The following is a 21,533-nucleotide window of genomic DNA, read 5'->3' as shown; positions in this document are numbered from 1 at the left end:
TTGTCTTTTAAGTAAAACAACAAACACCTTAAAATAAATGCTTAAGATCACATTAACGTAAAACTTGCTGCAACCATTGACCTATATCTGCCAGTTGATTAGGCAGCACGCTGTGCGGCATTGGGTAAGTTTTCCACGAAGTGCTGTAACCCGCAGCATTTAAGGCATCATTAGCCATTTTGCCTGCAAATAAGGGTACTACATCATCTTGCTCACCGTGGTTATGCCAAATAGGCGTGTTTTGGTTAGCCGCTGATAATTGCTCAGGTAGTTTCTCTCCGCCAGGTAAGTAGCAAGATAACGCCATAATGCCCGCTAGTTTTTGCTCAAAACGCAGACCGGTAAACAAACTCATTACCCCACCTTGGCTAAAACCGGCTAAGACGATTTTATCGGCAGATATACCATTGTTAATTTGATCAACTATTAACTGCCGGATAGCTTGCTCTGACGCCATAACGCCTTGTATATCGGCGCGTTCATGCAAGTCCATGCTTTTAATGTCGTACCATGAGCGCATCACAAAACCGCCATTAATCGTCACCGCTTGTTCTGGTGCATGGGGGAAAATAAACCGAATACTATGCTGACTATTTAGACCTAACACTGGCACCACGGGGGCAAAACCGGCACCAGAATCACCTAATCCATGTAACCAAATAACACAAGACGTCGCGGGTAATTGCGGTTCAACTACGATTTTATCTAACTGAGCAGGCATATTTATTAATCCTTTCAATACAGTAACAATATTGCTGGCTATCTTACGTTAATTGATTTTTAACATCGAATTATTCACGCTTAATCATCACAAATAATACCGCTACAATGCTATCCACAGCATTTAATCGAACAAAAAGTCCAATTTTTTAATCTTTTATTCGATTTTAGTTGTTATATCATAAGTGAAAATATCTTGAATAGGTGAGCTAAAATGGGCTTATTACAAAATGGCCATTGGGTAGACCAATGGTACGCTACCGAAGAAAATAACGGTGATTTTGTTCGAAAAAATGCTCAATTACGTCATTGGGTGACGGCTAATGGCCAAGCCGGCCCATCAGGAGATGCTGGCTTTAAGGCAGAAGCAAATCGCTACCATCTGTACGTATCACTTGCCTGCCCTTGGGCACATCGAACCCTAATTTTTAGGCAGTTAAAGCAATTACAAGCGCTTATTGATGTCACTGTCGTTGAACCCCATATGCGAGAAAATGGCTGGGAATTTGCCAATGCAAATGGATCCCGCATTGGCCGACATATTACCGGGGCACAAGCGGATCCTTTGTATCAAAAGGATTTTTTGTACCAGCTGTATCAGTTTGCCAAACCTCAATATAATGGTCGAGTCACGGTGCCGTTGCTGTGGGACAAAAAAACCAACACCATTGTCAGTAATGAATCATCTGAAATCATCAGAATGTTTAACAGTGCCTTCAATCATCTCACGGGGAATGACCTCGATTATTATCCCCAAGCATTGCAACAGCAGATAGATGAACTCAATAACTTCATTTACGATAAGATAAATAATGGGGTGTATCGTAGCGGTTTTGCGACTTCACAAGCGGCTTATGAAGAAGCGTTCAGTGCATTATTTTCGGCATTGGATACCATTGAATCACGCTTAACAGGAACACGCTATTTGTTGGGTGAGCACATAACCGAAGCTGATTGGCGCCTGTTCACCACATTAATCCGGTTTGACAGCGTTTATGTCGGTCATTTCAAAACCAACCGCAATACCATTGAAAGCATGCCAAATATTTCTGCTTACTTACGTGATTTATATCAACAACCCGGCATTGCCGCAACGGTCAATATGACCCATATAAAACAGCATTATTACTTCAGCCATCAACATATCAATCCAACTCAAATCGTCCCTATTGGTCCAGATATTGACTATTTACGACCACATAACCGTGCGGATCTGACAACTTAACTAATCTAATTAACCTCATATAGGCTAATAAATGCTTATAAAAAAGTGGTTTGTGCCTTTTCTACCTTGTATTGACGTGCAATAGACTCGCTATTGACTCGTCAATACGCCTTGTTAGCTATACAAACAGCAAGCTTGATTTGGCGTATGTTGATGAGTTATTGCGCGTGGATCCCGGTGTGGTTAAGTAACGCCTCTAATTGCGACGGATTATCGAGTTTGAGACTCCACCTTACCGTCCCTGCATCGGCTACAATCACTAACCCTTGATGAAAACAACTAATATCATCTACTGATGCAGCGAGCACCAATTGACTATCATGAAACCGGCACTGAATTTCATGCACAGTAACAATAATTCTACCCAAAGAAAAATCAATAACCATAATAACTCACTGTAAAAACAAAAATCCCAAGTGTTCACTTGGGATTTATACACCAATTAATTTACGCCTAAATTTAGCATTAACAGTAAATTAAACTCATTAGTGGTGATGACCACCTGCACCATGGGCATGGCCATGAGCAATTTCTTCATCTGACGCGTCACGAGCACCGACAATTTCAATGTCGAAGGTTAATTCTCGTCCTGATAGAGGATGATTCACATCTACCGTTGCCATAAATTTACCCACTTTAATGATGGTAACTTGACGTTTGCCCTCGTCAGTATTAACAACAGCAGCCATGCCAGGTTTCCATACTTTTGCACCAACAAGATGTTTCACCGATACGCGTTGTTCAGCATCAGCTTGGCGTTCACCATAGGTATCGGCAGCAGGAGGCGTAATGGTGAACTTCTCGCCAATTTGTTTACCATTAATAGCATCTTCGATACCTGGCATCATGTTGTCATGACCATGCAAATATGATATCGGTTCAAGACCTTCGTTTGATTCAATCACATCGCCTTTTTCATCACGTAGCGAGTAATTAAACTGCACGACCATATCGTCTTTAATGCTCATTATCGTTCCTTAAATCTAAAATTTGCCGAAGCTTAGCAAAAGCGTGCTAATGCATCCACAAAAAAGTGGCCAATAACCTCGTCACTATCGTTTAATACCCAAGGCGGTAAATGTTTGTACGTCAGGGAAACCATCAGCAACAAGCCCTTTTTTCTGTTGAAAGGCTTGCAAACCTAACACTGAATTTCGACCTAAAATACCATCTGGCTCACCGACATCAAATCCAGCATCATTCAGCTTTTGCTGTAATTTTTTTACCGTGTCTCGGCTTAACCTTGCTTGTTTAGGCACAGCGCGTGTTAATGGTAACGCGCCATTGATGCGGTCGGCTAAATGGCCCACCGCAATGGCATAAAACTCAGAACGATTCCAACGCATAATCACGTTAAAGTTGTCATAACCTAAGAAGGCTGGCCCTGTATGTCCTGCCGGTAAATATAATGCCGCTTGCATGTCTGGTGTAGATAACGGCTGACCATTCGCTTGGGTAATATTAAGCTCATGCCATTTAACGAGTGGTAAGACATGTTTGCCGCCTAAATAAGAAAACGGATAATCATCAGGCAACAACACTTCGCGCCCCCATCGTTCATCGGCTTTCCAACCTAGATGTTGTAAAAAGTTTGCCGCTGACGTCAGTGCATCATCGGTACTATTCCACAGATCAGCAATCCCATCGCCATCGCCATCTACCGCATATTTTCGGTAGTTGGTCGGCATAAACTGAGTGTGCCCCATCGCACCAGCCCATGAACCGACCATTTTCTTATCATCAAAATGATATTGCTGTTTTAGCTTAAGCGCTTGTAGTAACTCACCGGTAAAATAATCACTTCTACGAGGGTCGCACGCCAAGGTTGCCAGTGAGTCGAGCACTGACATGCTGCCTTTGTAACTGCCAAAATTGGTTTCAAGCCCCCAAAAGGCCATAATATACTGGCCTGGAACCCCATACTTTTTTGTTAGCGTGTTTAATAAAGGTTGATGTTTAGCCATTAATTTTCGACCTTGCTCAACTCGCCAAGGGGTCACACGCTTATCAAAATAATCACCAAATGTCGTGGTAAATTCTGGTTGTTGATTGTCTAATTCAATCACTCGTGGCACATACGTTAACTGAGCCACAGTGGTATCAATTATATCTTGTGAAATTCCAGCATCCTTGGCTTTTTGCTGTAATCTGACCACACATTGGGCAAAGTCATCGGCAGGCTCAACCGTATTACTGACCTTTGGTGTTGCCGAAGCCGTACAGGCACTGAGCACAGTACAAGATAAAATGATTGAAGCAACAAACACAGGAACCCGACTTTTTTTCGTCATGAAACAACACTTAATTAGCACAAAATGAATAATGAATATCGTGACTGATTGCCCATCAGGAAACAAGAGCTGTCATCATTAAAGCCTGTTTATTTATACAAAATTTAATTAACAAACAAAAAAACAGGTTATAACAATAGCAATCATTATATGTTCACTCAGTGCCACTCAAGCTTTTCAGTTCGCGGTATCATGTTGACACAATTATAAATTAAGATATTAAACAACTTAAATACCTGAGTCTCGCCCCAAAGACAGGCTTCAGTATGCTATTTAGACGAGTATGATGTGACATAACGTTGCCTGAAGATAAGAATTACAGCAACGATACCTTCAGTCATGCTATTGGCCAGTGTTGCGCAACATCCCAGTTAAGTGAACAGATAAGAAGTGAATTTACTCTCTAAATATCAACCGAGAATTCACATAATAAAATTTTCATTAATTAAGCCTTTTCCTTATTCATTGAGTCCGTATAATGATTTTAATTTTCACTCATTTAAGCGATTTATCATGACCGAACAGACAGCAGCATTAACAGGCTTTATCGAAAGCGTAAAACAACATCAAGTCTTATGGGGCTTACAAGATGAAACCGGTGAGGGTTGGGTTGTATGTGACTCATCAGAATTTGAAGAAACTGATGTTATGCCACTTTGGTCAAGTGAAACTGCGGCAAAAAGTCACTGCACTGATGAATGGGCTGACTACAATGCCGTGACCATCACTCTGGCTGAATTTTTAGAATACTGGGTAAGTGACTTAAATGATGATGGCGTATTAATTGGTGTTGACTGGGAAGCAGAGCAAGAATGCCTAGAAATCGACCCCATCGTACTGGCTAAAGAATTAGTTGATTTTGAACAAGAATAGTCGACGTTAATTTAATCTTACTACCTAGGCTGTGAGTCATTGAACAGCCTATTGATAATACTGTGCCCATGCCTACTCTGATTGATGTTCCTTTTGACAAACGCCACACTTGTTGGTTTTGCTACGAGCCAAGTAACCATACCTTTGATTACTATAGAATGACTCATACTCCCCATCCCTCTCTAGCCATTCCCGCTTGCCAAGAATGCCATATGTTAGCCAAGAAAAATCTGCTGACCTCTATTTGGGATTGTCGTGATGCGGTGAAAGATAATTTAATGCACCTATATCGCAAAGACTTAGCCATTGGCATTAACTGGACGGAGCAAGAACTCAAAGAATCTGAATTTGATTGTATGATTTTTGGTGGCTTTAAGAAAAGTGCTTGGATGATGTATCAAATCGCCCAAGGTCGTATTAATGCTCGGGGTTGGCCATTAAGTCTTGACGGTGTATTACTCGAGGGGGAAATCGCCGGTAATAGTAGTCAATATCAAACCGGTTTTGAGTTTGACGATATTGTATTTACCTCATTAACCAAAGCCATTAGCCACTATAGCCAAACCTTGTCTTTAGACAGTGGCTTTTTGCAGCAGCTCATTACCCTGCTTGGTAAAGCCCAATTTGGTCATGCGGTTAAAATCGCTCGGCTTAATATTGGTGTTACCCCCGGACATCAACGTCTTATTCTTGATGAGTTAATCGAAGATATGGACCAATAAACGACCTAGCGACTAGCCAATATTTAGCCAATAAGAGTGCGCAAACGATCTTGGACCACGCGCACTAATAAATCGGGTTGAAATTTAGAGATAAATTCATTACAGCCGACTTTTTCCACCATAGCTTGATTAAAACTACCACTAAGAGAAGTATTGAGTGTAATAAATAACGATGTCATTCTGGGATCATTACGAACTTCGAAGGTCAACTTATAACCATCCATTTCAGGCATTTCTGCATCGGTAATCATCATTAATAATTCATTTGCAACATCACGACCTTCATCCGCCCACGATTGCAGTAATTGCAACGCTTGAAGTCCATCTGACGCCTCAACAATCTCAAGGCCTAGCTGACTTAATGTATCTCTTACTTGCTTACGTGCAGTAGATGAGTCATCAACGATTAATACCTTACGGCCAAGCATTTGCGTCGCTAACGCTTCGTCGAGCACCCCATCGGTTAATTTCACATCGTAATCGATGATCTCAGCCAACACTTTTTCAACATCAATAATAGACACCAAACGCACTTGCCCTTGATCTTCAATTCTTGTTATCGCCGTTAAGTAGTTATCTCCGCCAGCGGTTTTGGGTGGCGGCATAATATCACTCCACGTCATATTAATAATGTTCTCGACATTACCCACTAAAAAGCCCTGCACACTGCGGTTATATTCAGTAATAATCAATTTGCTATCTTCGGTTACCGGCATGGGTGAAAAACCAATCGCTTCACGTAAATTAATCACCGGGATCGAGATCCCTCTGATGTTAGCCACACCATAAATATTAGGATTGCTACCAGGTACGGTATTTAACGGAGGTAAGTTAACTACCTCTTTGACTTTAAATACATTAATAGCAAATAATTGACTTGAACTAATGCGAAATAACAATAATTCTAAACGATTTTCGCCCACTAACTTAGTTCGTTGATCAACCGTATCAAGCACTTTTTTCATGAACGACTTCCACCTAATATACAACTTCAAATATTAATAATAATTATACTTAAAAAATACCAATAATCGTTGTTAGACCTAGATTTATGTGACCGAAAATGAAAAAAATTTATTAAACAAGATCAATAACCAACCTCAATACGTACTCTATTTTCTGGGTCAATAAATTCCCATTGTATTAACCATTCAGTTAAGGCTTCAACATGACATTATTTTCCAAAATAATAAGCACTTTTAGCATCAGTATTTCTTTACTGGGTTTATCAGCATGTACACTGATTGACAAACCAGTTGATGTCGTCAAACCTTTTGAAATTGAGCAATACATAGGAACTTGGTATGAAATTGCCCGCCTTGATCACTCATTTGAGCGCAACATGTCAAATGTGACCGCGCAGTATAACCCGCAAGGTGACAAGCTTGTGGTTATTAATCGAGGATATAAACAAGATAAGCAACGCTGGGATCAGGCAACAGGCAAAGCATATTTCATTAATGGCGCTAATCAAGGATTGCTAAAAGTCTCTTTTTTCGGACCATTCTATGGTGCATACCAAATCCACGACATCGTTTAAGCCCAAAATGGTCGTTACACAGATGCCCTCGTCATTGGCCCTAATGACAAGTATGCGTGGATTTTATCAAGAACACCCAGCATTGATGCCATTATTAAACAACGCTTTATGATGAAGTTATCCGCTTTAACGATTGATCCCAATAATTTGATTTGGGTTGATCATACCCCAGAGAAAGATGATCGTTAACCCATATAGAAGCGTATGACAGATCAAATTACCGACTAAGTTTCATATGGAGGCAGCTATGATAATCCCTATTTTCCCATTAACTATTTGCTTATTACCGCAGGGGTATACCCAATTGCGCATTTTTGAACCGAGATATAAACGCTTAGTCTCCGAATCCCTTAAAAGTGGTTTAGGTTTTGGCTTATGCATGTTGGCTGATGATAACAAATCCATCTTACCTATCGGTACATTGACCAAGATAATCGACTTCGAAATGCTTGAAGACGGCTTACTGGGTATCAGTATTCAAGGGCAAAAAACATTTACAATTAACCAAATCAGCGTTGATGATGACGGTTTAAAGCGAGCAGATGTGAGCTTAATTGATTCTTGGCCGAGCGATATTATTGAACAACAAAATGCACAACCACACATTCATCAGATAGATCGTAAAAAAGATAAGCTGCTCAGCAGTACTTTGAAGCAGATTTTGCAGGAATATCCTCAGCATCTTGCTCATTATTCGGAAGAAAAATTTAATGATATCGCTTGGGTATGTCAACGTTGGCTTGAAATTATCCCTCTGAGTTCAAAAGAAAAATATCAGTGTATTAATAGTCATGACCATAGATTAGCTAAATCATTCTTACTCGATATTATAAAATAATCTCAACGAGTGATCTGAACTCTACTACGCAGCGTATAAATTTGTGAATTATGTTTTGTTCAGTTTGAACGAGCTAAGGCATAGATAAAGTAAATGCTTAAGCTTAATGACTTATTTATTGGATGCGAGTGAAAATAATGGAAAATGTTCAATCACAAAGCGTACAAATTGGTTATGATAAGAGGTCTCTTGTACAAAGACCCTTAATTAATCGAAATGGTGCTATGAAAACAGACGAACCCAATCCAATAGCAGATGAACTCGCTGCATTAATGATGAAAGTAGCTAACAATCGATGCAAAACCTCTTTTGCTAAGCTTTTTTCACATTTTTCCCCAAAAATTAATTCTTTTGGGGTTCAACGTTTAAGCACACAAGGCTTAGCCATGGACTTAGTACAAGAAACCATGACTCGAGTGTGGACCAAAGCTCATCTATACAACGTTGATAAAGCAGCGGTAAGTACTTGGGTGTTTACCATTATGCGCAATCAATGTTTTGATATGCTTCGTAAAGTACAACATAACCGTGAAGATTCATTCGGTGATGATATTTGGCCTTTATTTGAGTCCGATGACGCTGAACATAATGATGAAGATTTTTTGTTATCGGCAACATTATTACAGCACGTGAAAGAGTTACCTCCTCTGCAGCGTCAAGTAGTCCAAGGCATCTATATGCAAGAGCTTACTCAGCAAGAGTTAGCAGATAAACTTAATATTCCAATCGGCACCGTTAAATCTCGGCTTCGACTAGGATTGGAAAAATTAAAAAGTTTTATGGAGAAACACTATGATTAATTACCACCCAGACCCGCATTTACTGTCTCTCCATGCTAAAGGCGAACTTCCACTGTCTATGTCGATGGCAATCTCTGCTCACGCCGAATTTTGCCAACATTGCCAACAGCAACTCGATCAAATGACGATTACCTTGTCTGACCAGCAATTTAATACAACTGCGGCACCTCAATCGGTTGATAGCACTGATAATAATCAGCTAGATGCATTGCTTGCCCAGTTCTTGAATTCAACCTTAGATACCTTAGAAGCTGCGCAACCTAATACCGACAATAGCATTGAAGATAACAGTGTCAGCATTAAAGGTCATCATTACCCACTGCCAAGAGTTTTTCGTAAAAAAATTAACGCTTCTTGGCAAGGTATTGGCAAAGTCAGTCGTTTACGACTCGATACCGGTGAGCCGCAAGCAAGAGCAAGCTTGTTACACATAGCTGCTAATGGTGAGATCCCTGAGCATACTCATAAAGGTGCAGAACTGACCTTACTACTCGCAGGAGAGTTCAGCGACTGTTACAACACTTATAAACCTGGTGATTTTATGTTGCTCGACAAAGAACATCAACATTCTCCTAAAACACTTGAAGGCTGTTTGTGTTATACCATTGTTGATGCCCCTTTATATTTTACTAAAGGCATAAGTAAGTTATTAAATCCAATTGGCGATTTACTTTATTAATCATTGGTTTATTAATTTAAAATCGTAATATCAAATGTGATAAACGGATAAATTCAGTCTATCTTCAGGTTATTAACAGTGAACTTAGCCTTTGTTTTGCTAGCAAGGTATATTGAATCATCAATTGCTGAAGTTCTGGGCCAATGCTACGCATCTAGAGTTATAGGTGCGGTTTAATAAACGTTTATTATTCCGTTTTGAAGTTCCTTAGCTTAATTTGTTTCAGTAAACAAAGTTAAGCTAGGGTGGTTTAGACATGATTAGTGCATAGCTGGGCTTACGTTGTTAACACCGTTAGGTAGAGCATAAGTGATGAGCATGCTCATCATCTATTTTTACAAAATGTCCGCATCACAGGCTATTTTAAGTATAAACAACCGCACAGCTGGCCCCATTGCTTATTTTTTAATCGAAATGAGCTTTAATTTGATTAAAATTTGAAAAAGACTATTGCCATATGCAAACACTCAGTATATTATCCATGCAGATTTAGTTTTCTTGTTAATTTTGGTTACCTACCTGTAAGTCTGCTCAACTTCACTTCGTAAATAAACCCAAGACAAGCTTATGTTCATCGTTTTTGATTTTCAATTGATCTATGTTGATACGATAATTTCTATCCACGTAATCTTGCTGTCATAAAACTATGTTCAACTTACAAAATTAAGTGCCATTTGTATCAAGTGCCTTAAGGTTATGTCACAACATCAATGTTGCTGACACAAAGTAGACCTTAATCAACTATTGACATAACAACACTTGATTAGTGAGTAAAAGATAGGGTAAGTTAAATCTCGAAACATTAATCTTTCGCAACACTAAAAAATGCCAAGGATATTTTATTGAACAATTGTCTCACCTAATGGTGAATATATAAAAAGGAGTGTGACCAATGTCATACAACATGAATGGACACGAAATCTCAGTTAGCTTCCCGGTTAATTCTATTTCGTCAAACAAAAACTCAATTGCTTTTACCGACAGCTTAGGTAAAAACAAAAAGACCTTTTCAAAGCGCATTGAAGCAATGAACTTCATGAAATGGTTAATCTCTGCAAATAAGTAATATCCCTAACGCTAAGCGTTAATCATTTGCTCTGGTATTTAATAAACTCATTTCTCGGTATTCTCCTCTCAATTACCGATGTTTATTAAAACAGAGCAAAATGAATTACTACTTTACGACTACTCCAGTTCAAACCTCAGTCGAATAAGAACAAAAAACCTAACGAAACTCACACAAAACCCATTTTATCAATGAGTTAATTTTCTTAATCGTCGTAAATCTGACGAAAATTAGAGCGTGACTACGTTTTCGTTGTCATGAAGCGTTAATCGAATTTGAAAACTTTCGTAGATACCTTGGCAACATCGTTTTATTTCCTAATATCCCACCTTGATGTACATATAAAATATCAGTATTAGTCAACGTATTAGTCTTCAAATAATGTTGTAAGACTAAAAATCCGACAGGGTCATACAACAACTCAAATTCAATTCCAGACTGACATACGGTTTGCCACATATCAAAACAACGTTGCGATAATTTTCCAAAATGATATTTATGCCCATCACTAACAATGTGAGGATAATAAACTTCATCAATTAATTGTGAAAATTGCTGGCGTAAGTAATCATCACCGCCAACCGTGCTGCAGGTTAATACCTCAATGGTAAGTACTGGTGTTAATTGCAATTGAGCGAGCTGTTGTATTAGTTGCTTATTTAAATAAGCTGCTGTGGTGCCGGTACCAGAAGGTAAAAAAACCATGAGCTTAATTTGTTGTCTAATCTGAGCCCACTCAATAATTTCACTCGCAAGCTGCGCAATACCCGTTTCTGCGTATTCACAGCGCCCACCTTCAGGAATACACAGTAGATGTTGTTTATCGGCGTAAGTCGGAGTTGATAACATAATGTATTGCACAACATCATCTAAATGCATGCCGGCTATGTTATCGGCATATGGCAACTCAGCAACATTAATAATATTAGCCCCATTTTGTATCGCGGCAGCGTAATTGCCTTGGGGGTGTTGTAGTAAAAATTTGCTAATATGGCTAACGTAATAGTCAAATTGCCAGCCCTGCTGCTTAGCCAGCACAGATAATGAATACAAAGAGTTAGCTTGTGCAGAACCGGCCCCTACTAGGCGGGTCACATATGAATAATCATGATGCAAAAAATGATAAAACTTACGTGCTTTATTGCCACTGAAATCAGCATGCAATAAATCATCCCGCTTAATGTAGAGGGTGTGGCCGTCAAAGTTCATCGACTCTACTGGGCTTATCGAAAACATGTCTTCTCTCAATCAACTGTAATATGGGTATTTTAACTAAAAAATGATAATTCTCATCGATTCATTTGTATTAATTGTCAGACCTAACAGACACTCAATGTCGAAAATAACATTTAAACAATTAGAATCATAAGCTTATAATAATGGCATGATTATCGCTAGTTATCGCTATATAGTAATTAATATTGACTCTTGATAGGAATGAAAATGTCACTTTTACGCTTAATCTTTAATATTGCTTGGTTTTTAATGGGTGGATTTGTTATGGGCCTTGCTTGGTGGCTTGTGGGGGTACTGTGCTTTATCAGTATCATTGGCATCCCTTTTGGCAGAGCCTGTTTTGTTATTGGCGAATTAGCTTTTTGGCCATTTGGACAAGAAACCGTTAACCGCAAACACATTTCTGGCCAAGAAGATATTGGTACTGGCACACTAGGCTTAGTGGGTAATGTGCTATGGTTTTTATGTTTTGGGATTTGGCTCGCTATTGGTCATTTAGTGCATGCATTAGCCTGTTTCATCACCATTATTGGGATCCCCTTTGCGATACAACACATTAAGTTGGCCTTGTTAAGTTTAACCCCTATCGGGCAAACTATTATCGCTAAACCCACTTATTAATGACATGTGAACTGCCGCTATTCTTAATTACCGATAGCCTAATGCTATCGGTTTTTATTTGCCTAATAGCATCGACAACCTTTAATTGCCATTGACGCATTTTGGGCACACAAAAATTATTCAATCCCTTTAAGGACAGCTCAGACTAAATCGGCGCGATGACTTATAATCGTCTGAGCACTCAATGCTAATATCCCGATTAGTTAATCATCCGCCCTATTCCACCGAGTACTGAACCTTCACCTTGATCTTTACCGCCATTTGAAGGCGCATGAGCAATAATTCTGTCAGCCATACGAGAAAACGGTAAGCTTTGTAACCACACAGTCCCATGACCTTTTAAAGTGGCAAGAAACAGGCCTTCTCCGCCAAATACCATCGACTTTAACGAGCCCGCACGCTGAATGTCATAATCAATCCCGGGAGTAAATCCAACTAAACAACCCGTATCGACCCGCAAGGTCTCACCATGCAATTCTTTTTTTATCAGTGTCCCACCCGCATGCACAAACGCCATGCCATCACCTTTAAGGCTTTGTAGGATAAATCCTTCACCACCAAAAAACCCGGTTCCTAAGCGCTTATTAAATTTCATGCTCACTTGCGTGCCTAAGGCTGCCGCTAAAAAACTGTCCTTTTGACAGATAAGCTCGCCTTGATGTTGAGCTAAGTCTATCGCCAAAATGGTCCCCGGAAACGGCGCCGCAAAAGCCACTTTACGTTTCTGCTGGCCTTCATTGGTAAAGTGGGTCATAAAAATACCCTCACCGGAAATGGCCCGTTTCCCCGCACCAAGTAACTTACCAAAAAAACCAGATTCTAGCTCAGAGCCATCACCCATCTTGGCTTCAAAACCAATATCTTCTTCGACATAGGTCATGGCACCCGCTTCAGCAATCACAGACTCATTTGGGTCTAATTCAACTTCAACCAGCTGCATGCTAGAACCAATAATTTCATAATCTACTTCATGACTTTTCATGCTTATTTTCATTCCCTAAAAATTTATTTAATGTTTGCAATCGCCCAACATCGATAAGGCATTGCTCGATACGTATGATTTAAGGTAACAAAATGATCGGCGATTTAACATAACAATATATCAACATACTGGATCCACGTTGTATTATCTCTATGTTAGTTAATAGAATTATGCCAATGTTTACCCTAATCCGGCTCCACTTAACCCTGATTGTTGTTGCTGTTGATATCGAGCAAATTCTTGCAGAATAAGCTCGGTAAATAGTTGCCCTGCTCGCCCCAGCGGACGTTCAAGTGTGGACACTAATTGCGGTGTAAAACTAAAGCGGTTACCACCAATAAAATCAATCTCGATCAGTTGCCCTTGATGTAATTCTTCAGCAATTAAAAAATCCGGCATCCAACCAAAACCTAGACCTTTTAGTAAGGCATTTTTTTTCATAATAAAACCTGACAAATAAAATACTTTATCGCCGCCAAACTGCATTTCATCGCGGTCACGTTTACCAGGAGATGAATCTTCAATGGTTAACTCAACATGTTGTTGTAACTCGGGCAAACTAATGCCTTTTAACTGACTTAATGGATGTTGTGATGACGCCACTAGCACGCTGGTAATCGTAGGTAACGGTTTAGGATGATACGAGGGGCCAGTACGATAATCCTTGACCAACATTAAGTCTGCTTGGTCGCGCTCAAAGCGATGCTGTACGCCGCCTAAAAACTCCATATTAAGCTGCACTTTAGTGGGTATATTGTGTTCTGACATGCGCTTAAGCGCGGTCATGATCGGTTCCATCGGTAAAGCACCGTCTATCACTAACTCAAGCTTAGGCTCCCACCCCTGACTAAAACGACTGGCCAGATGTTCAATATTGGCTAAATGCTGCAGTAATCGTTGCCCTTCAGCCAGAATAACCTTGCCTTCAGGGGTTAATTCGGCGCGATAATTATCGCGGTTAAATAATGTGACCCCAAGATGTTGCTCTAATTTTTTAACTTGATAGCTAACCGCCGATTGCGCTTTATGTAAGCGCTCAGAAGCTTTCGAAAAACTTCCTTCTTCAACAAGCACTTGCAGTACATTAAAGGCATCAATATCTATTCGCATAAGATTTCCACTGTCTCGTTATTCGTACACTAATGTAAAGTTAACATAACAATCTAATAAATAGATTGAGTTAAGCTTTTTATTATTCTTTTTTTTGTTGATCTTTACCACTAAATTGTTAGTTAGATCACAAATTGATTTACCCAATGCGATTAGGCCATAACAATCAATACCAATCGTATTACAAACATCACGACACTCACAGTCGCTCCACCATAGGACAACCACATGCCATTCTATGTTAAGCAAGGTCAGATCCCGACCAAACGGCATATTGCCTTCGAAAAAGACAATGGTGAGCTGTATCGTGAAGAATTATTTTCAACTCATGGCTTTTCGAATATTTATTCGAATAAATACCATCACAATATGCCAACCAAAGCGATAGACGTTCAACCTTACTCGTTATCTCATGGTGAACAATGGCAAGACCCACTGATCCAAAATTACAAAATAGACTCGCGCCAAGCCGACTGCCAAGGCAACTTTTTCAGCGCCCGTAATAAAATCTTTTTCAATAATGACGTGGCGATGTATACCGCTAAAGTCACTGAAGACACCAATGCGTTTTATCGCAATGCCTATGCTGACGAAGTGGTGTTTATTCACGAGGGTGAAGGACAACTACTCAGTGAATATGGGGTGATTAACACCCAAAAATGGGATTACCTAATTATTCCTCGCGGGACAACTTACCAGCTGAAATTTAACGATTATCAAAATGTGCGTTTATTTGTTATCGAATCATCGTCCATGGTGGAAGTGCCAAAGCATTTTAGAAACGAATATGGCCAAATGTTGGAGTCTGCTCCTTACTGTGAACGAGACATTCGTACGCCAACCTTGACTGATGCAGTGGTTGAAAAAGGTGAGTTTCCGTTAATGTGTAAATTCGGTGAGCGCTACCAAGAAATGACACTTCAATGGCATCCATTTGACTTAGTCGGCTGGGATGGGTGTGTGTATCCATGGGCATTCAACATTAGCGAATATGCCCCTAAAGTAGGTAAAATTCATTTGCCGCCGTCAGAGCATTTAGTCTTCAGCGCCCATAACTTTGTTATTTGTAATTTTGTTCCACGTCCTTATGACTTTCACCCTAAATCGATTCCTGCACCTTATTACCATAACAACATCGACAGCGATGAAGTCTTGTATTACGTCGACGGCGATTTTATGAGCCGCACCGGTATTGAAGCGGGTTACATGACCTTACACCAAAAAGGGGTGCCACATGGGCCTCAACCTGGTCGCACAGAAGCCTCTATCGGCAAAAAAGACACCTACGAATATGCGGTGATGGTCGATACCTTCGCCCCACTAAATTTAACCTCTCATGTTAAAAATTGCATGAGTGATGATTACAACCGCTCTTGGTTAGAAAACTAAGATCACATTTATCTCTACCCCAAGTCACCTAAGAGTGATGACGTGTTGACATAAAATAGAGGAAGACAAAATGGCAAGCGAACTAAACCCACTGGGCCTGTTAGGCATTGAATTCACCGAATTTGCCAGTCCAGATACTGAATATATGCACCAAGTATTTATTGATTTTGGTTTTTCAATGCTAAAAAAAGCCAAAGATAATGACATTGTTTACTATAAACAAAACGACATTAACTTTTTATTGAATAAAGGCCGTGCAGGCTTTTCTGCTCAATTTGCAAAATCTCATGGTCCGGCAATTTGTTCCATGGGTTGGCGCGTTGAAGATGCTAACTTTGCCTTTACAGAAGCGGTAGCTCGTGGTGCAAAACCCGCAGATGATGCCAATAAAGACATGCCATACCCGGCCATTTACGGTATTGGTGACAGCTTAATTTACTTTATCGACACCTTTGGTGAACAAAACAATATTTATCAAACTGACTTTGTCGATTTAGAGCAACCTGTCATCACGCCTGAGAAAGGCTTTATGGAGGTCGACCATTTGACCAACAATGTCTACAAAGGCACCATGGAAAAGTGGGCTAACTTTTATAAAGATATTTTTGGTTTTACCGAGGTACGTTATTTTGATATTAGTGGTGCGCAAACATCGCTTGTGTCTTATGCGCTTCGTTCTCCAGATGGCAGCTTCTGCATTCCAATTAACGAAGGTAAAGGCAATAACAAAAATCAAATTGATGAATATTTGGGTGAATACAATGGCCCTGGCGTTCAACATCTGGCGTTCAGAAGTCGTGATATTGTCGCCTCATTAGATGCAATGGAAGATACCTCAATCCAAACACTGGATATTATTCCTGAATATTACGACACCATTTTTGAGAAGTTGCCACAGGTGACAGAAGATCACGATCGTATCAAACACCATCAGATTTTGGTTGATGGTGATGAAGATGGGTATTTATTACAAATTTTCACCAAAAACTTATTTGGGCCAATCTTCATTGAAATCATTCAGCGTAAAAATAACCTCGGCTTTGGTGAAGGTAATTTTAAAGCGTTATTTGAATCCATTGAACGCGATCAAATCAAGCGCGGCGTGCTCTAGTTTTTAGACACTCAGTGATACATAAAAACCAGCAAAATGCTGGTTTTTATCATTTTAGCCTATTACACTCTGCCATCTATTTCGTTAACCAAAGAATTTTTCAATGCCAGATTACGCTGTACTCGCCGTTTTTATTCCGACGTTCTTTTTTGTATCAATCACTCCGGGTATGTGCATGACGTTAGCCATGACCCTAGGCATGAGTATTGGCGTGCGAAAAACGTTGTGGATGATGTTGGGTGAATTAGTGGGCGTGGCCTTGGTCGCCATTGCAGCAGTACTTGGGGTTGCCAGCATCATGCTAAATTACCCGCAATTGTTCGACATTCTTAAGTGGGTTGGTGGTGCGTACCTTGGCTACATTGGCATTAATATGTGGCGCGCTAAAGGCAAAATGGCCATCATCACTGGCCTTGAAGTGAAAACCAGTCGCATCAGTTTAATCAGCCAAGGATTTATTACCGCGATTGCCAACCCCAAAGGTTGGGCGTTTATGATTTCGTTATTACCGCCATTTATCAATGTCGATAATGCCGTAGGACCACAACTGGCGGTATTACTCGGTATTATTATGATAACCGAAAGCGTCTCTATGCTAGCTTATGCTAGTGGCGGTAAAAGCTTACGACTATTTCTAAGCCGGGGAGATAACATTCGCTTAATGAACCGTATCGCGGGAAGCTTAATGGTACTTGTTGGGATCTGGTTAGCACTAGGCTAACCCATACTGAACGACTCTATTTATCATTTATCATTAGTCTTATACGGCAGTTGTTCGCACATTTTCTGCATATAAATATCAATATGTGATTGCTCTTGCTCACAAAAATGGCCAATTGCCTCATTAAAGCCTTCATGGGCAATAAAATGGCTTGAGGTGGTTTTAACCGGGAAAAATCCTCGAGCCACCTTATGTTCACCTTGGGCACCTGCATCAAATACCGCTAATTTGTTGGCGATGGCGTACTCTATTCCTTGGTAGTAACAGGCTTCAAAATGCACCCCATCACATTCGGTTAATGCTCCCCAATAGCGGCCAAATAAATGCGTACCTGAAACAAAGTACAGTGCCGATGCGACTAATTGTCCTTCAATATTTTCAATCATTAATAACCGTATTGACGCTCCCATCGTTGCCGCTATCTGTTCAAAGAAAGCTGGCGATAAATAACCTGTGTGACCAGAACGCTTTAAATAAGTATTTTGATAACAGCGAACAAAACCCTGCCACTGTTCACTAGTGGCCTTGTCGCCATCAACAAAGCGAAACGCTAGCTGTTGTCTTGCTAAGGATCGCTCTTTGAGGATGTTTTTACGTTTACGAGAGGTTAATGTGCCAAGAAAGTCCGTAAAATCAACGTAACCTTGGTTGTGCCAATGAAACTGGCAACCAACCCGTTCCATTACCCCGGCTTGTGTCAACTGTTGCTGTTGATCGGGCGTGGTGAATAAACAATGCCAAGATGACCAATTGTGTTTAATTACCGCTTGCGACAAGTAAGTTTGAATATGGCCAATAAGCTGTTGCTGCTCGAGGGTTGAAAGCTCGGAATTGAAGCCTATACGCTGACCCGTTGTGGGTGTAAATGGAATGCTGCTCACCAGTTTTGGATAATAGTCTATATTATGGCGCTCATACGCTTCAGCCCAAGCCCAATCAAACACATACTCGCCCCAAGAATGAGTTTTAAGATAGAGCGGCATCAATGCCATAACATTATCCGCATCCATCACCATAAGGTGCATAGGTGTCCAGCCCGTTTCGGCGCTAACACATCGGCTCATTTCGAGTGCAGATAAATATTCATAACGTGTAAAAGGATGTTCCACGCCAAAAAAGTCATGCCATACTTTACTGTCTATATCACTAATATTGTTAATAAACTTATATTTATAAACTCGTGCTTGTGTTTTTTTCACCCACACTGTCCCTATTATCAATAATGCTCTAGGCCTAAAAACTCATACCAATTATTGCTCTCATGTGGCATGTTCTATCACAGTATCTTCTCAATACACACCAAGGATTGATCGTGACTCGACTCCCTAAATTAACACCGCTTTTTTTGAGCACCGCATTAACACTGACACTTTGTTATCCTGCGCTTCATATTGCTGACAGCCAAGCAAACGAAACATCCATTTTTAGTGAAATGGCAACGGCTCAGCCAATCTATGCTAAGCATGGCATGGTTTCAAGCCAAGAAGCATTAGCAAGTCAAATTGGCGTTGATATTTTGAAACAAGGAGGTAATGCCGTTGATGCTGCTGTGGCAGTGGCATACGCGCTTGCAGTGACATTACCTCGTGCGGGTAATATTGGTGGTGGCGGTTTTATGCTGGTGCATATAGCGGAGCAAAATAAAACCATTGCCATCGATTACCGTGAAACCGCACCGGCAAAAGCCTATAAAGATATCTTCCTTGATGAGCAAGGCAATGCCGTCGATAAACTCAGTCGTGAACATGGTTTAGCCGTTGGTGTTCCTGGCACCGTGATGGGGATGGAACTTGCGTTAACGCAATATGGCACCATGAGCATGAAACAGGTTATTGCCCCTGCCATGAAGTTAGCCATAGACGGTATTTCGGTAACCTCTGATTTATCAAACTCTCTTAGTGGCCTTAAGTCACGGATCACCCAATGGCCGAGTTCAGCAGAAATTTTCTACCATGCTGACGGTAGTAATTACCAAGTCAATGAGATCTTTAAACAACCAGAATTAGCCCATTCATTATCGTTAATCGCAGAAAAAGGCAGTAAAGGATTTTATCAAGGCGAAACCGCGGAAAAAATTGTTACTGCGGTTACCAATGCCGGCGGCATGATGAGTCTTACGGATCTTGCTAACTATAAAGTCGTTGAACGTGAGCCTGTACGAGGTCATTACCGTGGTTATGAAGTGGTCTCTATGCCACCACCTTCTTCAGGCGGCATTCATATTATCGAAATGCTCAAAGTACTCGAGCAATTCCCCATTGATAAATTAGGCCACAATAGCGCAGATACTTTGCATCTTATGGCCGAAACCATGAAATATGCCTATGCTGATCGTAGTGAGTATTTAGGCGACCCAGATTTTGTCTCAGTCCCCATGAAACAATTGATAAGCCCTGAATACGCTAAAAATATAGCCAGTAAAATATCCATTAATAAAACCACACCCAGCAGCGAAATTAAACCCGGAAAACTGGCTCCATATGAGAGCGATCAAACCACTCACTTTTCGATTATCGATAAATGGGGCAATGCGGTTGCTAATACTTATACCCTTAACTTCAGTTATGGCTCAGGCCTAGTCGCTAAAGGTACGGGTATGTTATTAAACAATGAAATGGATGACTTTTCGGCTAAACCCGGTACACCTAATGGTTATGGGTTAATTGGTGGTGAAGCTAATGCAGTAGAAGGCAATAAACGTCCTCTTAGCTCAATGAGCCCAACGATCGTGATGAAAGATGGTAAGCCATATATTGTCACCGGCAGCCCAGGTGGTTCGCGCATTATTAATATTACCCTACAAATGATCATGAACGTCATCGATCATAAATTGAATATTGCGGAAGCGACAGCCGCTGCGCGTATGCATCATCAATGGCTACCCGACTTTATTTGGGTAGAACATACATTAAATCGCGATACCATTTCATTACTTGAAGCCAAAGGTCACAAAGTCAAAATACAAGGATCTATTGGCAGTACCCAATCAATAATGATGACAGAACAAGGTCTTTTTGGTGCGTCAGATCCAAGACGTTCAGGTTCTGCCGCTATTGGTTACTAAAATGCTCAGTATTTACCTATAAAAATGATAGCGGTTTTTATTAATCTAAAGCCGCTATCATTAATGACAAATAACCAGAACAAATATCCAGAAAAAATATCCAGAACAAATAAGTTATAGCTCAACTCGGTCTTTGTTGGATTAATTTGACTTAAGATAAATAGCTTAATAATAATTTTATGACTCTAACAATCCTATTAATTCTGACCATATATACACTCGCCATGATCAACCATCACTAAAACACAAATATATTGAATAATGACAACGAGTTCGACAATAAAGAAATCTCCAAAGATCTGCGGGTATGAGTCATAAGCATTTTAATGCAGTAAGCATTAGTTTTCATTCGCAGGGTTAAGTGCCGTGGTTGGCTCAATATTAATGGCGTTAGTGATAACGTCGGCTGCAGTTGAATCAGTGGCTGTTGCGACTGCCTCTTTTGGCATAACACTTGATGGGCTTAGCATATACCCGTGATCATTGAAAATGCTTGATTTTGTCCCAAATGGGATCATCATAGCCCCATGAAACAAATTACACTC

Annotated in this window: 22 protein-coding genes and 1 pseudogene; 13 read left to right on the top strand and 10 right to left on the bottom strand. The window is 40.3% G+C overall.

Annotated elements, in window-relative coordinates; genetic code table 11:
* Window positions 1-52: 52 nt before the first annotated feature.
* Window positions 53-721 (bottom strand): alpha/beta hydrolase, encoded by a 669-nt coding sequence (locus tag AAEZ02_RS18680; RefSeq protein WP_124013849.1) that lies wholly within the window; start codon window positions 719-721, stop codon window positions 53-55.
* 213 nt (window positions 722-934) lie between these two features.
* Here AAEZ02_RS18680 and AAEZ02_RS18675 point away from each other — a divergent pair, with 213 nt between their 5' ends.
* Window positions 935-1,945, top strand: coding sequence for a glutathione S-transferase family protein (locus AAEZ02_RS18675; RefSeq protein WP_124013850.1), 1,011 nt, complete (start codon window positions 935-937; stop codon window positions 1,943-1,945).
* 158 nt (window positions 1,946-2,103) lie between these two features.
* On the opposite strand, the gene AAEZ02_RS18670 is transcribed toward AAEZ02_RS18675, so the two are convergent.
* The 3 genes from AAEZ02_RS18670 to AAEZ02_RS18660 form a co-directional block, all read right to left on the bottom strand.
* Window positions 2,104-2,331, bottom strand: a complete 228-nt coding sequence (locus AAEZ02_RS18670) for a DUF3389 domain-containing protein (RefSeq protein ID WP_124013851.1) — start codon at window positions 2,329-2,331, stop codon at window positions 2,104-2,106.
* Between the two features lie 99 nt (window positions 2,332-2,430).
* Entirely contained in the window at window positions 2,431-2,913 is a 483-nt protein-coding gene (locus AAEZ02_RS18665) for an FKBP-type peptidyl-prolyl cis-trans isomerase (RefSeq protein ID WP_124013852.1), read from the bottom strand.
* An 84-nt stretch (window positions 2,914-2,997) separates the two neighbouring features.
* Window positions 2,998-4,236 (bottom strand): lytic murein transglycosylase, encoded by a 1,239-nt coding sequence (locus tag AAEZ02_RS18660; protein ID WP_124013853.1) that lies wholly within the window; start codon window positions 4,234-4,236, stop codon window positions 2,998-3,000.
* Window positions 4,237-4,749: 513 nt separating this feature from the next.
* On the opposite strand from AAEZ02_RS18660, the gene AAEZ02_RS18655 reads away from it, so the two are divergent.
* Window positions 4,750-5,109: a DUF2750 domain-containing protein gene (locus AAEZ02_RS18655; protein ID WP_101030869.1), complete on the top strand. Its 360-nt coding sequence runs from the start codon at window positions 4,750-4,752 to the stop codon at window positions 5,107-5,109.
* Between the two features lie 68 nt (window positions 5,110-5,177).
* Window positions 5,178-5,831 carry a hypothetical protein gene (locus AAEZ02_RS18650; RefSeq protein ID WP_124013878.1) on the top strand — a complete coding sequence of 218 codons (654 nt, stop codon included), beginning with the start codon at window positions 5,178-5,180 and terminating at the stop codon, window positions 5,829-5,831.
* A 23-nt stretch (window positions 5,832-5,854) separates the two neighbouring features.
* Here AAEZ02_RS18650 and AAEZ02_RS18645 read toward each other — a convergent pair whose 3' ends face one another.
* Complete coding sequence (locus AAEZ02_RS18645) at window positions 5,855-6,796, bottom strand: chemotaxis protein CheV (protein WP_124013854.1); 942 nt, start codon at window positions 6,794-6,796, stop codon at window positions 5,855-5,857.
* Window positions 6,797-6,999: 203 nt separating this feature from the next.
* On the opposite strand from AAEZ02_RS18645, the pseudogene AAEZ02_RS18640 reads away from it, so the two are divergent.
* The 5 genes and pseudogenes from AAEZ02_RS18640 (at window position 7,000) to AAEZ02_RS18620 (ending at window position 10,754) form a co-directional block, all read left to right on the top strand.
* Window positions 7,000-7,560, top strand: a pseudogene (locus tag AAEZ02_RS18640) (lipocalin family protein).
* Window positions 7,561-7,618: 58 nt separating this feature from the next.
* Entirely contained in the window at window positions 7,619-8,209 is a 591-nt protein-coding gene (locus tag AAEZ02_RS18635) for an LON peptidase substrate-binding domain-containing protein (RefSeq protein ID WP_101030863.1), read from the top strand.
* A gap of 137 nt (window positions 8,210-8,346) precedes the next feature.
* A complete protein-coding gene (locus AAEZ02_RS18630) occupies window positions 8,347-9,009 on the top strand; it encodes a sigma-70 family RNA polymerase sigma factor (RefSeq protein ID WP_101030861.1) in 663 nt (220 codons plus the stop codon).
* Window positions 9,002-9,688 carry a ChrR family anti-sigma-E factor gene (locus tag AAEZ02_RS18625; protein WP_124013856.1) on the top strand — a complete coding sequence of 229 codons (687 nt, stop codon included), beginning with the start codon at window positions 9,002-9,004 and terminating at the stop codon, window positions 9,686-9,688. Before AAEZ02_RS18630 ends, AAEZ02_RS18625 begins: the two co-directional genes overlap by 8 nt.
* Window positions 9,689-10,580: 892 nt before the next feature.
* On the top strand, window positions 10,581-10,754 hold the full coding sequence (locus AAEZ02_RS18620) for a hypothetical protein (RefSeq protein WP_164839471.1): 174 nt from the start codon (window positions 10,581-10,583) through the stop codon (window positions 10,752-10,754).
* 255 nt (window positions 10,755-11,009) lie between these two features.
* Here AAEZ02_RS18620 and AAEZ02_RS18615 read toward each other — a convergent pair whose 3' ends face one another.
* Window positions 11,010-11,990, bottom strand: a complete 981-nt coding sequence (locus AAEZ02_RS18615) for a 1-aminocyclopropane-1-carboxylate deaminase/D-cysteine desulfhydrase (RefSeq protein WP_124013857.1) — start codon at window positions 11,988-11,990, stop codon at window positions 11,010-11,012.
* Between the two features lie 207 nt (window positions 11,991-12,197).
* Between AAEZ02_RS18615 and AAEZ02_RS18610 the strand changes: the two genes are divergently transcribed.
* Complete coding sequence (locus AAEZ02_RS18610; protein WP_101030855.1) at window positions 12,198-12,611, top strand: YccF domain-containing protein; 414 nt, start codon at window positions 12,198-12,200, stop codon at window positions 12,609-12,611.
* Between the two features lie 199 nt (window positions 12,612-12,810).
* On the opposite strand, the gene AAEZ02_RS18605 is transcribed toward AAEZ02_RS18610, so the two are convergent.
* Both AAEZ02_RS18605 and AAEZ02_RS18600 read right to left on the bottom strand, forming a co-directional pair.
* A complete protein-coding gene (locus AAEZ02_RS18605; protein ID WP_124013880.1) occupies window positions 12,811-13,599 on the bottom strand; it encodes a TIGR00266 family protein in 789 nt (262 codons plus the stop codon).
* A 174-nt stretch (window positions 13,600-13,773) separates the two neighbouring features.
* Entirely contained in the window at window positions 13,774-14,703 is a 930-nt protein-coding gene (locus tag AAEZ02_RS18600; RefSeq protein ID WP_124013858.1) for a LysR family transcriptional regulator, read from the bottom strand.
* Window positions 14,704-14,931: 228 nt separating this feature from the next.
* Between AAEZ02_RS18600 and AAEZ02_RS18595 the strand changes: the two genes are divergently transcribed.
* The 3 genes from AAEZ02_RS18595 (at window position 14,932) to AAEZ02_RS18585 (ending at window position 17,924) form a co-directional block, all read left to right on the top strand.
* Window positions 14,932-16,092 carry a homogentisate 1,2-dioxygenase gene (locus AAEZ02_RS18595; RefSeq protein WP_124013859.1) on the top strand — a complete coding sequence of 387 codons (1,161 nt, stop codon included), beginning with the start codon at window positions 14,932-14,934 and terminating at the stop codon, window positions 16,090-16,092.
* Between the two features lie 70 nt (window positions 16,093-16,162).
* On the top strand, window positions 16,163-17,203 hold the full coding sequence (gene hppD / locus AAEZ02_RS18590; RefSeq protein ID WP_101030847.1) for a 4-hydroxyphenylpyruvate dioxygenase: 1,041 nt from the start codon (window positions 16,163-16,165) through the stop codon (window positions 17,201-17,203).
* 103 nt (window positions 17,204-17,306) lie between these two features.
* Window positions 17,307-17,924: a LysE family translocator gene (locus AAEZ02_RS18585; protein ID WP_101030845.1), complete on the top strand. Its 618-nt coding sequence runs from the start codon at window positions 17,307-17,309 to the stop codon at window positions 17,922-17,924.
* A gap of 23 nt (window positions 17,925-17,947) precedes the next feature.
* Here AAEZ02_RS18585 and AAEZ02_RS18580 read toward each other — a convergent pair whose 3' ends face one another.
* Window positions 17,948-19,123 carry a GNAT family N-acetyltransferase gene (locus AAEZ02_RS18580; protein ID WP_351124420.1) on the bottom strand — a complete coding sequence of 392 codons (1,176 nt, stop codon included), beginning with the start codon at window positions 19,121-19,123 and terminating at the stop codon, window positions 17,948-17,950.
* 113 nt (window positions 19,124-19,236) lie between these two features.
* Between AAEZ02_RS18580 and ggt the strand changes: the two genes are divergently transcribed.
* A complete protein-coding gene (ggt, locus tag AAEZ02_RS18575) occupies window positions 19,237-20,988 on the top strand; it encodes a gamma-glutamyltransferase (RefSeq protein ID WP_335686233.1) in 1,752 nt (583 codons plus the stop codon).
* A 338-nt stretch (window positions 20,989-21,326) separates the two neighbouring features.
* Here ggt and AAEZ02_RS18570 read toward each other — a convergent pair.
* Window positions 21,327-21,533, bottom strand: a 207-nt coding sequence (locus tag AAEZ02_RS18570) for a hypothetical protein (RefSeq protein ID WP_351124417.1), incomplete at its 5' end; no start/stop codon positions are given.

Origin of the sequence: Shewanella sp. T24-MNA-CIBAN-0130 (assembly GCF_040310185.1) — a bacterium.
In the GTDB taxonomy this organism is placed as follows: domain Bacteria; phylum Pseudomonadota; class Gammaproteobacteria; order Enterobacterales; family Shewanellaceae; genus Shewanella; species Shewanella psychromarinicola.
Note: the sequence above shows the minus strand (reverse complement) of the source record. Positions and strands in the feature narration are given on the sequence as shown.